The sequence below is a fragment of the Xanthomonas hortorum genome (genome assembly GCF_040279205.1).
Classification (GTDB): Bacteria; Pseudomonadota; Gammaproteobacteria; order Xanthomonadales; family Xanthomonadaceae; genus Xanthomonas; species Xanthomonas hortorum_F.
In genome coordinates, this window is the sequence record NZ_JBEOLS010000088.1 from 1 (window position 1) to 13,262 (window position 13,262).

The following is a 13,262-nucleotide window of genomic DNA, read 5'->3' on the forward strand; positions in this document are numbered from 1 at the left end:
TTATCGTTTTGAGTGTCACCTCGGGCAACTGTTCGGGCGAATCAAGGGAGAATCCGGCGTGGGTACCAAGCTACACGGCGATCGCTGAGATCCAGGCTCTCACGGTGGCCCACGCCGGCTCTCGACATCTAATCTGCCAGATTGCGAACAGATAAGGCTCTTACGCGGCATCCATGCCGCGTAAGATCCCGCAATCGGTGAGGGCATCGCACCTGCCAACTTGGTCGGGTGCTGGTGGTAACTGCACTGCCGGCCGTGCCTATCAGGCGGTGAGTGCAGTCTTTTTGTTGGCCGCTCTTGGCGATGCACTGTGCGCCATCAATACGGAGTTCAACGGGACAAACATCATTGCCGCAGATGGCTAACAGCCGCTGCATGTTGCGATGCCCACAACGACAAACACCGCCGATCGCTCGGCGGTGTTTGCGTGATAGATGCGCTGATCGGAACTTTCGATCAGCACTTTACGATCAAGCGTCGCTACTCAGAACCGGTAGGTAACCCGGCCATACCAGTAGCGCCCGTTGAAACCGAATGGCGACAACGACGAATACTGCAGGCCGCCAGCGCGATCGTCATAGGCAGTGTTCAACTGTGCCTTGGTCGGATACTGGTTGGTGAGGTTGTCCGCGCCCACGGTGAAGGTAAACGCGTTCCAGGTCTGGCTGGCGGCCAGATTCAACAACCAGCGCGCGTCGTAGGTCTGGTCCTGGCTGCCATCGACCGGGTCGCTGATGCGCTTGATCGACCCGTAGCGGGTGGCGTTGAAATTGAGCCCGAATCCGCCAAAGGTCCAGTCTGCCGCCGCCATGTACTTGGTGCGTGGCGTGGCGTCGGTGAGCAGGCCCTGGCTGGCGCGGCCGAAGTTGGGGTTGGTCAACTCCAGAATGGTGGTCTTGTTGTAGTTGGCGCTGGCACTGAGATTGAGCTTGCCGTAGTTACCCAGATCGGCCAGGTAGCTGTTGATCCAGTCCACGCCACGGGTGCGGCTGGTGGCGCCGTTGACGAAGAACTGCACCGCCGCCACCTGGCCGATCGGTTGCGCCAGCTGCAATTGGTCCGAATACAGAATCTGGTCCCAGATGCGGATCTGGTAGACGTCCAGGCTGGAGGTGAAGTTGGCGGTCGGCTGCCACACACCGCCCAGACCGTAGTTGGTGGATTTTTCCGGGCTCAGCGGTTGTGCGCCCAGCGCCACGGCAACCGGATCGGAGGTGCGATAAGTGCCTACCTGCACCAGCTCGCCGTCCTGGATCAGCGTCACCACCGAGGCATAGTTCTGCTGCGCCAGCGAGGGCGCACGGAAGCCGTTGGAGATGGTGCCGCGCAGCGAGAAGGTATCGCTGAAGGCATAGCGCGCCGACAACTTGCCCGAGCGCGTGGAGCCGGCGTCGCTGTAGTTTTCATAGCGCCCTGCGATGCCGCCGGAGAGCTTGTCGGTGATGTCCGCTTCCAGGTTGGCGTAGACCGCGTTGCTGTGGCGGCCGAACTTGCCGGCCACCGACGGCTCCAACCCCGAGAACACCTGTGCACCGCCCGGGTAGGGCGCGCCGGTGTCGGGGTTGATGGTATTGGGGTCGAAGAAGTACGACTCCGGCGAACCGGCGCTGATCTGGTAACGGTCCTGGCGATGCTCGGCGCCGAAGGCCACATTGACCGGATACGCCAGGCCCCAGTCGAACGCCTTGCTGACGTCCAGATTGACCGTGCCCTGCTCGGTTTCGAAACCGCCGGAATTGAAGTTGGTCGGCGAGCTGCCGGTGCTCCAGAACAGATTGGTGTTGATGCTGTTGAGGATGTTGAAGGTCATGTCGTTCTTGCCGTAAACGGCCGACAGGTCCCAGTTCCACTCGCTTTCGGTGCTGCCCTTGATGCCCAACACCGCCGAGCGATCGTTGGTGGGGTTGTAGATCTGCGGCAAAAAGCCATTTGGGTAGATCGCCTGCACATTGCGCGCGGTGTTGTCGGCAGCCCGGTAATAGCCGTTGGAGGTGACCTCGCGCCGGCTCATGCTGAGGTGACCGTACAGCTCCAGGTTCGGCGAGAACTCATAGCCGAAAGCGGCCAGCCCTTGATAGAAGTTGGAGGCCGGGTCGCCATGGCGCTGATACGGCACACCGCCCGGATTGGGCGTGCCCGGCACGGTGGTGGCGCGGTTGGTGTTCTCGCCGCGATTGGTGCTCATGGTGTTCTGGTAGTTCCAGGACAGCCGCACCCAGCCCGGTGCCGTATCGCCGCCGGTGCCGCCGAAGGGCATGCCGACCGAGCCGTCGATGCCGTTCTGCTCGCCATCGCCCTTGTCCATGATGCCGCCGTTGATCGACACGGTATTGCTGCCGGTATCGGCGCCATGTTTGAGCACGATGTTGACCACACCGGCGATCGCATCGGAGCCGTATTGCGCCGAGGCGCCATCACGCAGCACTTCGATGCGCGCGATCGCCGACATCGGCAGCGAGTTCAAATCCGCCGGTGCCGAACCACGGCCCACGTACGGGTTGTAATTGATCAACGACGAGGTGTGATAGCGCTTGCCATCCACCAGCACCAGCACCGCATCCGGCGACAGGCCGCGCAGGGTGGCCGGGCGCGCGGCATCGTTGCCGTCAGAGATCGCCGGACGCGGGAAGTTCAGCGACGGCAGCAATTTTCCCAGCGCGCTGGCGATATCGGTGGCGCCGGTGGCCTGCAGCGATTGCTCGGTGATGATGTCGATCGGCGATTCGGATTCGGCCACCGTGCGATCGCTGACGCGGGTACCGGTGACGATCAGGGTATCCAGGGTTTTCTGCGGCTGGGTCGATTGCGACTGCGCACTGGCAGCGAAGGAACAGACGGTGAGTGCGACTGAAATCGCCAGCGAGAGTGCGTTGGAGGTGTGCATGGGAATGAAGGCTCAAAGGGGATGATGGACGCAGCGTTGGAATGCGCGTATTGCTCGGGGGAGTGCGACTGGAGTGCGACTGCGTACTGCGTGTCTCGCTGCGTAGCGCGTAGTGCTTGTGCGCCAGGTGGTCCGGCGTGGCGGAGAGGGCGTGCGCAGCAATGACCTCGGCCTGTGACGCAGCCATGCTGCTGCGCTATGCATCCTTGCTGACGAAGAGCGTTGATCTTGATCTCCCCCTCTCGCATCGATGCGAGAGGGGGAGCGATGCTGCGGTATTACCTGCAGCGCCTCGGCGCTGCGTGGTGTGTTACCAGGCAAGACAGACGCTGGCCGTTGCCGACCAGCGCGCAGCGCGTTACCACTTGTAGCTTACGTTGGCGTACACCAGCGCGCCGTTGAAACCGAATGGCGAGGCGCTGCTGTAGGGCAGGTAGGTGCGCGTGCCCAGGCCGGCTTCCTGACGGTCGGGATACTCGTTGAGCACGTTGTCGCCGCCGATGGTGAAGTTCCAGTCGTTCAACTTGTAGGACGCGGCCAGGTCCAGCGTCCACTTGGCCGCATAGGTCTGGTCGCTGCCGGCGTTGGTGCCGAAGGTGCTGAACTCGCCCCAGCGCGTGGCGGTGCCGGTGAACGACCAGTTGCCCGGCGACCAGGTGCCGCCCAGGAAGAACTTGTCACGCGGCGTGCCTTCGGTGATGCGACCGAGTTCGGCGCGGCCGATGCGCACCGCACCCGGATCGATCGCTTCCAGCGCTGCCGGGTTGTCGGCGATCCGTTCCACTTCAGTCTTGTTGTAGTTATAGCCGGAGGTCAGCTCTGCACTGCCGCCGTCCAGGTTCCAGCGATAGGTGCCGACCGCATCCACGCCCTGGGTCTTGGTGTCCACTGCGTTGGTGAAGTAGCGCCCACCGCCGATACCCGGGAAGCCATTGGCCTGCAGATAATTGCGCGCCGCATTGGAGGTGAGGTTTTCCGACAGCACGATGCGGTCATCGATATCGATGCGATACGCATCGACCGTGATGTACAGGTTTTCGATCGGCTGCAGCACCACGCCCAGGCCGTAGTTGTTGGATTCCTCGGCCTTCAACGGTTCGGCGCCGAGTGCGATGGCGGCCGGGTTGTCGGTACGGAAGGTGCCGATCTCGAACGGAATCGCGGTGACCGTGCCGTTGGGCTGGGCCACGTTGAGGAACTGGGTGGCGATCGACTGGAAGTTCTGCTGCTGCAACGACGGCGCACGGAAACCGGTGGAGGCGGTGGCACGCAGCGCGATCTTGTCAGTGAACGCATAGCGCAACGACAGCTTGCCGGTGGCGGTGTCGCCGAAGTCGCTGTACTTCTCGTAGCGCCCGGCCAGACCGGCCGACAGCTTTTCGGTCAGATCCGCTTCCAGGTCCACGTAGGCGGAGTGGCTGTTGCGGTTGTAGTAGCCCGAGTCGGAGATCTTGAAGCCAGGAAACACCTGCGCGCCTGGGATCAGCGAGCCGTTGGCCGAGGGAATGCCGCCGTTAGCCGAGGATGCCGCGTCGCCAGGCGACTGGTTGAACTTTTCGCCGCGCCATTCCGCACCGAAGGCCAGCGTGACCGGGTAGGCCAGGCCCCAATCGAGCGTCTTGGTGAAGTCGGCATTGAGCACGTTCTGGGTGACTTCCAGGGTGCCTGCGTGGAAGTCGGTGGGGCTGGCCAGCCCCAGGCTGTTGTTCAAGCTGTTGCGTACATCGAAGGTGAGATTGTTCTGGCCGTAGTTGTAGCTCAGATCGATGTTCAAACCGCCTTCGGTGGAGGTCTTCAACCCGCCCACCCACGACACGTCCTTGCTGACGTTGTAGATCTGCGGCAGGAAGCCGTCCGGATAGATTTCCGGGCGGTTGCGGTTGTCGCCGGCAAAGCGGAAATAGCCGTTGGACAGCACTTCGCGGCGGCTGACCATGCCGAACGAGTAGAAGGTGAGGTAATCGGTAGGGCTGTATTCGCCATTGAACGACACTGCGCCCTGGTCGATGTCCGGGTCTCCGTAGCGCTGCTCCACGCGGCCCTGGAACGGCAGCGCGCGGTTGGTCTGATCCGAATGCCCGGCCTGCGCGGCCAGATGCACCTTGCCGGTGCCGGCGAAGCTGAAGCCTGCATCGCCGGACAGCTGGTACTGCTCACCGTCGCCGGCGCTGTACTTGCCGTAGCGGCCGCTGATGCTGCCACCTTCGCCGCTGCCCTTGAGCACGATGTTGATCACACCGGCGATGGCGTCCGAACCGTATTGCGCCGAGGCGCCGTCACGCAGCACTTCGATGCGCTCCACGGCGGCGATCGGAATGGTATTGAGATCGGCCGGCGAAGAACCTCGGCCCTGGGTGTCGTTGAGATTGATCAGCGCGGTGGTGTGGTAACGCTTGCCGTTGACCAGCACCAGCACCTGATCGGGCGACAGGCCGCGCAGCTGCGCAGGGCGCACCGCGTCCGAGCCGTCGGAGATGGCCGGGCGCGGGAAATTCAACGAGGGGATCGCGCGGGACAGCGCGGTAGCCAGCTCGGTGGTGCCGGTCGATTCCAATGCCTGCGGCGAGATGATGTCGATCGGCGATGCCGATTCGGCCACGGTGCGATCGGCCACGCGCGTGCCGGTCACGATCAAGGTATCGAGGGTTTTCTGGGTGGGAGCCTGTGACTGCGCGGATGCGCTTGAAGCGGAAAACGACAGTGCAAGAACAACGGCAACTGCGAGTGGACTGGTCTTGCAATTCATGCGGTGACAACTCCGAGTGGGGAACGGATGCATCGCAGGGGGCCCCCTCCCGGGCCGCGTCCGTTGCGGCAGCTGCGGTGCGTTCCCAACCATTAACCACGTGTAACCACATGTCAAATTTTGGTTATGTTGCGCGTGCAACCGTCATCGAGGATATGCTAATGGCATCGTTGTCATCGTGCACCAAAGTGATGCGTTTCTTGCACCAGAGCTGCTGTGGCACGGCCTTGCTTGCACCATCTTGGACATCGATACCAGTTATGAAACTTCTGCATCAGAACGTGATTTACCCCGCATGAGTGCGGTATTGCGCAGGAGAACGGAGACGGCCGCGCCGGTGTCGCGCTCGAACTCACGCGTGTGTGTGGCGGCATGTCTTACGTGACTGTTGATTGGAAGCAGCGTCGTTGCACTCGCGGCCAACGCAACAACCGCTGCTGCCATGTCTTGAAACGCACACGCCCCGGACTGGCCGGGGCGTGTGGTCAAACCTCAAACTGTGCAGCCGCAGAACTTACCAGCGGTAGTTGATGCGCCCGTACACGTACGCACCGTTGAAACCGAACGGCGACAGATTGCTGTACGGAAACTGCCCGCTGGTGGAATTGGCGAAGTTGTTCTCGTCCGGGTATTCGTCCAGCAGATTGTCCGCACCCAGCGTCAGCGTCCAGCGGTCGACCTTGTAGCTGGCCGAGGCATCCACCACCCACTTGGCGCCAAAGGTCTGGTCGTTGATCGCCGCGGCCGGACGGGTGCTGTATTTGCCATAGCGCGTCGCACCCAACGCCAGCGTCCAGTGCTCCAGATTCCAGCTGCCGTTGATCAGGAACTTGTCGCGCGGGAAGCCTTCCTCGATGCGACCGCGCTCGGTGCGGTCGATGCGCTCCAGGCTCAGTCCGTTGGCCGACAGCGCCGCCGGGTTGGCAGCGACGCTGCGGACTTCGGTTTCCGAATAGTTGTAGCCGGCGGTCAGATCCACGCTGCTGGCGGCCAGCTGCCAGCGGTAGCTGCCGACCACGTCCACACCGCGCGTGCGCGTATCCACCGCATTGGTGAAGTAGCGCCCGCCGTTGATGCCGAAGATGCCCTGTGCTTCGAGCAGGTTGCGCACGCCCGTGCCGGTGAGGTTGGACGAGAGCACGATGCGGTCGTCCACATCGATCTGGTACGCATCCACGGTGAGGTAGAGCGCATCGGTCGGCTGCAGCACCAGGCCCAAGCTGTAGGACAGCGAGGTTTCCGCATCCAGCGGCTCAGACCCCAGCGCACGCGCCACGGTGCTGTCGGCGGGGAAGGTGCGGATCTCGAACGGGTTCGGATTGCCGGCCAGGAAGGTGGTGCTGGTGGACTGGAAATACTGCTGCGCCAGCGACGGTGCACGGAAGCCGGACGACACCGTGCCGCGCAACGCGATCTTGTCGGTGAAGGCATAGCGCCCGGACAACTTGCCCGAGGCCTGGCTACCGAAATCGTTGAAGTCCTCGTAGCGCCCGGCTAGGCCGGCGGAGAACTTGTCGGTGAAATCGGCTTCCAGATCCGCGTACAGCGCGTAGCTGTCACGCGAATACTGCCCGGACACGCTCGGCGCGAATCCGCCGAAACCCTGTGCACCGCCGGCCAGCGTGCCGGCCTGGAAATACGAGCCCACTTCGCCCGGCGACTGGTTCCACTTTTCGTTGCGGTATTCGGCACCGAAGGCCACCGTCACCGGATACGCTAGGCCCCAGTCGAAACCGCGCTTGACGTCCAGGTTGACGATGTTCTGCGTGGTCTCCAGCGCGCCGTCGTAGAAGGACGTCGGCGAGCTCGGCCCCAGGCTCACGTTGAGCGTGTTGCGGGTGTGGAAATCGATCTTGTTGTAGCCGTAGTTGTAGCTGGCATCCCAGTCCCAACCGCTGGCGGTGGAGCCGCGCACGCCGGCCACCAGCGAGCGGTCCTTGGCGTAGGTCTGGATTTCCGGCAGAAAGCCCTGCGGATAGACCGACAGGATGTTCTGGGTGGTGCTGCCCGGCGCGCGGAAGAACGCGAACGAGGTGATGTCGCGGTTGCTGGCGGTGGCGAACGCATAGCCGGTGATGCTGTCGCTGAAGGCGAACTCGGTATTGGCCGACACCGCCTGCGCGTTGACGTCGGGGTCGCCGATCTTGAACGCCTTCTGGCCCACTGCCGGCTGCGAAGCACTGGGTGCGCCGGCATAGCCACGTGCACGGTCGGTGGGGTCCTGCTGATTGAGCTGGGCCGCCACATGCAGCCAGCCGCGATCGCCGCCATAGGCCACGCCGGTATCGCCGGACAGCTCGTAGTTGCTGCCGTCACCGGCCGAGTACTGGCCGAAACCGGCCTGCAGGCTGCCGCCCTTTTCAGCGCCCTTGAGCACGATGTTGATCACACCGGCGATGGCATCGGAGCCGTATTGCGCCGAGGCACCATCGCGCAGCACTTCCACGCGCGCGATGGCGGCGACCGGAATGGTGTTCAGATCCACCGCTGCCGCGCCACGCCCGATCGTGCCGTTGAGATTGAGCAGCGAGGAGGTGTGGCGGCGCTTGCCGTTGACCAGCACCAGCACCTGGTCCGGCGACAAGCCGCGCAACTGCGCAGGACGGATCGCGCTGGTGCCGTCGCTGAGCGCCGGGCGCGGGAAGTTCAGCGAAGGCAGCGCCCGCGCCAGTGCGGTGGCCAGTTCGGAGGTGCCGGTGGCCTGCAGCGATTCGGCGCTGATGATGTCGATCGGCGACTGCGACTCGGCCACGGTGCGGTCGGACACGCGGGTGCCGGTGACGATGACCGTATCCAGCGTATTCGCGGGCGCATCAGCTGGGGCTGTGGCCGGCGCGGTGGTCTGGGCGAGGGCGGGGGAGGCGAGCAGCGCCGCAACGACGGCGGCTGCGAGCGTGGACAACGGGTAATTCATGACAACTCCGAAACATGGGTCCAAGCAGGACCAGCAAGACTGGGCAGGGTCTGGGCGCAAAAGCCAATCGCGAATGAAGCCAGCGGCCAGCCTGAAGGCGCTAATTATTCGTTAACGCTAGAATGGCGTCGCAGGAATGCTGCTCATCTGCTCATTCCTTTTCGTTCTATCGGACTGTCCATCAATGATTTCCCTGCGCAACTTCTCCATGCGACGCGGCGAGCGTCTGCTGTTGTCCAACGTCGACCTGACCATGCATGCCGGCTACCGCGTCGGTGTGGTGGGCCGTAATGGCACCGGCAAGTCGAGCCTGTTCGCCGCGGTGAAGGGCGAACTGGAAGCGGACAAGGGCGATGTCGACCTGCCCGGCAAGGTGCGCACCGCCAGCGTCTCGCAGGAAACCCCGTCGCTGCCCGATCCGGCGCTGTCGTTCGTGCTCGGTGGCGACATCGAGGTGTCGGTCATCCTGCAGGAAGAGGCGGCGGCCACCGCGCGCGAGGACTGGGAAGCGGTCGCCAACGCGCACCAGAAGATGGCCGAACTGGGCGCCTACGACGCCGAAGCGCGCGCCGGCAAGTTGCTGCACGGCCTGGGCTTCCCGGCCGAGACCCATCACCGCGCGGTGTCTTCGTTCTCCGGCGGCTGGCGCGTGCGCCTGAATCTGGCGCGCGCGCTGATGATGCCTAGCGACCTGTTGCTGCTCGACGAACCGACCAACCATCTGGACATGGACGCAGTGCTGTGGCTCGAGCAATGGCTGCTCAAGTACCCGGGCACCTTGCTGCTGATTTCGCATGACCGCGAGTTCCTCGACAACGTGGCCACGCATACGCTGCATCTGCACGGCGGCACCGCCAAGCTGTACGTCGGCGGCTATACCGATTTCGAACGCCAGCGCATCGAACACCTGCGCCAGCAGCAGATCGCGCACGAAAAGGGCCAGGCCGAGCGCGCGCATCTGCAGAGCTTCATCGACCGCTTCAAGGCGCAGGCCAGCAAGGCCAGCCAGGCGCAGAGCCGCATGAAGCGGCTGGCCAAGATGGCCGGCACCGAGGCGGTACGCGCCGAGCGCGAGTTCCGCATCGAATTTGCACAGCCGAATCGGCTGCCGTTTTCGTTGATCCGGCTGAATCATCTGGACGCCGGCTACGGCGCGGATTCGGTGATCCTGCACGACGTCGGGTTCGGGTTGGAGGCCGGCGATCGGATTGGCTTACTCGGCCCCAACGGTGCGGGTAAGACCACGCTGGTCAAGACTTTGGTGGGCGAGTTGGAGCCGTTGTCTGGCGAGCGCAGCGCGCATCCGGATCTGCGCATCGGCTACTTCGCCCAGCACACGGTGGAGTCGCTGCACGAAGGCCAGTCGCCGATGGACCACTTCCGCGAGCTGTCGCCGGATGGCGCCAATCAGGCGTTCCGCGACTTCCTGGGCAAGTGGAACTTCGCCGGCGACCGCGCATTCGAGGTAGTGGATGGTTTCTCCGGTGGCGAGCGCGCGCGTCTGGCGTTGGCGCTGATCGCCTGGCAGCAGCCGAACGTGCTGCTGCTCGACGAACCGACCAACCACTTGGATCTGGAAATGCGCGAAGCGCTGGCCGAGGCGCTGAGCGACTTCGAAGGCGCCATCGTGATGGTCTCGCATGACCGCCATCTGATTGGCCTGGTCTGCGACAGTTTCTGGCGCGTGGCCGACGGCGTGGTCGAACCGTTCGCCGGCGACCTGGACGAATACGCCGCCTGGCTGCGCAGCCGCCCGGCCGCGCAAGGCACCAAGCAGAAGCTGGCCGAGGTCGCCCCGACCCCGCCACCGCCGACCAAACCGCTGCCGCCGAAGAAAGTCGTCAACCCGCACAAGCTGGCCAGCGCCGAGAAGCGTGTGGGCGAGCTGGAAGCGGCATTGGCGGAACTGGACCGGCAACTGGCCAATCCGGCCAACTACCCCGACAGCGAGAAGATGGCCGTGCTGGGCCGCGATCGCGAGGCCACCGCGCAGTTGTTGGCGGCCGCAGAAGCGGCGTGGATGGAACTGATCGACGGCGCTGCCTGATCGCGCGTGCTGCGGCTGCAGCCATGCCCGCAGGCTGATCCTGCCAGCCAGTTCGTTACGCGGTCATGCAGTCCGCGCGAGCGTGCAGCGCTTGGCAACGCCAAGCGCTTCTCCTCGTTGCATGAGCAGCCGCAGCATGGGCCGGACCGGTGGCCAGTATGGCCTGGCGGTGCGATGACGCGATCAGCGTGCCCGCAGCCGCGCTAGCAAAGCGCTGCTGGCATAACCGTCCTGCGGCAACTGCTGGCTGCGCTGGAATGCACGGATTCCCTGGCGAGTTCGCGCCCCCAGCGCACCGTCGACACCCCCCAACGTCGAATCCCTTGTCGGTCAGCCGCTGCTGCAGCTCGGTGATATCCGCCACGCTAGTAAGCGGCGGATCGTCTTTTGGCCAGGGCTGCTCAATCCCGGCTCCACCTGCATAGCCATCGGCCAGCAGACCGACCGCCAGCGCATAGGCGGTGGAATTGTTGTAACGCAGAATGCTGCGGAAATTGTCGAACACCAGGAACGCCGGGCCGCGATACCCTGCGGGCAAAAGTACCGATGCCTGTTCCTGGGCCAGTGCGGGCGCAATCGGCTTGCTGCCACACACCACACCCTGGCGCTGCCATTGGGCAACGGTTTTCTTGATCGTCAGGTCGGCCTGCGCGTAGTCGAAGCCGGCTGACAGATGCACTTCCTGGCCCCAGGGAACAGCGCTGCTCCAGTTGCTCTGCTTGAGATAATTCGCGGCAGAGCCCAACGCATCCGCACTGGAATTCCACACATCCCGTTTGTGGTCCCCATCGTCGTCGACGGCGTAGGCGCGATAGGTGCTCGGGATGAATTGCGTCTGTCCCATGGCGCCGGCCCACGAGCCCACAAACTGCGATCGATCGACGCCTTTTTCCGTCTGCAGGATCTGCAACGCCGCAAGCAATTGCGTATTTCCATACTTGATGCGCCGACCCTCATGCGCCAGCGTCGCCAGCGAACGGATCACGTAGCGGTCGCCGATCTGTTTGCCGTACTCGCTTTCCATGCTCCAGATGGCTGTCAGGATGCCCGGATCCACACCGTATTGCTGCTGCAACTTTTGAAAGAGGGCGCGCTGGCTGATCAGCCGTTGCTGTCCTTCCTGGATGGCGGACGGTGTGACACGGTCGTCGAGATAATCCCAGAGATAGCGGGTGAATTCGGGCTGCTGCTGATCCAGTGCCTGCACCGATGGATCGGGTGTGACGCCAGCGAATGCAGTGTCTAGCGTGGTTGTTTCAATGCCGGCAGCAAGCGCACGCTGGCGGAAGTCGACCAACCATTGTTCGAAGCTGGGCGTGGGCGCGGGATCTTGTTGGGCAGCGGCATTCGTTGCGGGAGGCGAGGTTGTTCCGGGGGCAGTGGCTTGCGCTGTTGCGTTGGCGGCAGCAACACATGCGCCGATACTTAGCGAGAAACGAAGAAGGTGCGAAGGCGTGATCATGGGTCTGCCCGATGCGGGATGGGAGCCCAACGTAGCCCTCAGTTTCCGGGAATAAAACTATTGCAGCTATTCGTTTTCATCACTTCTTTCATCTCTAAAACAAGCGGCCAACAGCGAATGTGTCGGCGTGCCGCCTTCGGCGCCGGTCCAGAGGGAACAGGCGCCACTGGCCCGCTCATGCAAAAATGGTTTGCGCTAGCCAGCGGTGAAAGCTGAGCGCGGCGGCTCCGGCCGGCCGCGAACGCAGATGGGTCAGCCAATAGCGTCCAGCGTCGATCCTGATCGGGAACGGGCACACCAGGTGCTCTGCATCCAGATCCTGTCGAAACATCGGCAACGGCAACAACGCCACCCCGGCACCTGCCGCCGCGGCGCTGGCCAATGTCAGCGACGAATCGAACATCGCACCGCGTGCTGCGACCTCGGTTGCACCCGCCGCGCGAAACCACTGCGGCCACTCGTCCAGTCGATACGAGCGCAGCAATTGCACCTGTGCCAGATCGTCCGGCGTGCGCAACGCGCGCGCCATTGCCGGCGCGCAGACCGGTGCAAACGGCGCCTCCATCAGCGCATGCGCGATCTGCCCATGCCAGTCGCCATCGCCGAAACGGATCGCCAGATCCAGCCCTTCGCCAGCCAGATCGACCCGGTTGTTGTGGGTGGACAGGCGCAGCTCGATCTCCGGATGCGCCGCATGAAAGGCATCCACGCGCGGCAGCAACCAGCCGGTGGCGAAGGTGCCGACCACGCCAACGCTGAGCACCTCGCGATAGCGGCCATCGGCAAAGCGCTCCAGGGTGGCAGCGATGCGGTCGAAGGCCTCGCCCAGCACCGGTGCCAACGCCGCGCCCTCGTCGGTGAGCGCCACGCCGCGTGGCAGGCGGTGAAACAGGCTGGTGCCCAGCTGTTGCTCCAGCGCCTTGATCTGGTGACTCAGCGCGGCCTGGCTCACGCACAGCTCGCCGGCCGCGTGGGTCAGATTCTGATGGCGTGCAGCGGCCTCGAAAGCGCGCAGGGCATTGAGCGGGAGGCGCGGCCGGGGCATGCGTAGAGATTAGGGCCTGTTAACACATCCGAAGCCAATCAACGACTAGGACGAAGCTGAGGAATCCAAGGAACATGACATCCAGCTTGTCGAAGCGCGAGAAAATCCGGCGGTAGCCTTTCAAGCGACGGAACAGTCTCTCTACTTCGTTGCGCCGCTTGTAC

At 63.7% G+C, this 13,262-nt stretch carries 6 protein-coding genes and 2 pseudogenes; 2 read left to right on the forward strand and 6 right to left on the reverse strand.

What is annotated here, in order from left to right; translation table 11 throughout:
* The first annotated feature begins 173 nt into the window (after window positions 1-173).
* Complete coding sequence (locus ABS769_RS21270; RefSeq protein ID WP_317063133.1) at window positions 174-365, forward strand: hypothetical protein; 192 nt, start codon at window positions 174-176, stop codon at window positions 363-365.
* A gap of 119 nt (window positions 366-484) precedes the next feature.
* Here ABS769_RS21270 and ABS769_RS21275 read toward each other — a convergent pair whose 3' ends face one another.
* The 3 genes from ABS769_RS21275 to ABS769_RS21285 all read right to left on the reverse strand — a co-directional run bounded on the left by ABS769_RS21275 (window position 485) and on the right by ABS769_RS21285 (window position 8,544).
* Window positions 485-2,884, reverse strand: coding sequence for a TonB-dependent receptor plug domain-containing protein (locus ABS769_RS21275; RefSeq protein WP_317063134.1), 2,400 nt, complete (start codon window positions 2,882-2,884; stop codon window positions 485-487).
* A 358-nt stretch (window positions 2,885-3,242) separates the two neighbouring features.
* Window positions 3,243-5,630 carry a TonB-dependent receptor plug domain-containing protein gene (locus tag ABS769_RS21280; protein WP_317063135.1) on the reverse strand — a complete coding sequence of 796 codons (2,388 nt, stop codon included), beginning with the start codon at window positions 5,628-5,630 and terminating at the stop codon, window positions 3,243-3,245.
* A 514-nt stretch (window positions 5,631-6,144) separates the two neighbouring features.
* On the reverse strand, window positions 6,145-8,544 hold the full coding sequence (locus ABS769_RS21285; protein WP_317063136.1) for a TonB-dependent receptor plug domain-containing protein: 2,400 nt from the start codon (window positions 8,542-8,544) through the stop codon (window positions 6,145-6,147).
* 184 nt (window positions 8,545-8,728) lie between these two features.
* Here ABS769_RS21285 and ABS769_RS21290 point away from each other — a divergent pair, with 184 nt between their 5' ends.
* Window positions 8,729-10,591, forward strand: coding sequence for an ABC-F family ATP-binding cassette domain-containing protein (locus tag ABS769_RS21290; RefSeq protein ID WP_317063137.1), 1,863 nt, complete (start codon window positions 8,729-8,731; stop codon window positions 10,589-10,591).
* 183 nt (window positions 10,592-10,774) lie between these two features.
* Here ABS769_RS21290 and ABS769_RS21295 read toward each other — a convergent pair.
* The 3 genes and pseudogenes from ABS769_RS21295 to ABS769_RS21305 all read right to left on the reverse strand — a co-directional run.
* A pseudogene (locus tag ABS769_RS21295) lies at window positions 10,775-12,053 on the reverse strand (lytic murein transglycosylase).
* A gap of 175 nt (window positions 12,054-12,228) precedes the next feature.
* Window positions 12,229-13,098: a LysR family transcriptional regulator AmpR gene (gene ampR, locus ABS769_RS21300; protein WP_317063138.1), complete on the reverse strand. Its 870-nt coding sequence runs from the start codon at window positions 13,096-13,098 to the stop codon at window positions 12,229-12,231.
* Window positions 13,099-13,117: 19 nt separating this feature from the next.
* A pseudogene (locus ABS769_RS21305) lies at window positions 13,118-13,262 on the reverse strand (IS5-like element ISCARN85 family transposase); the annotation flags it as partial.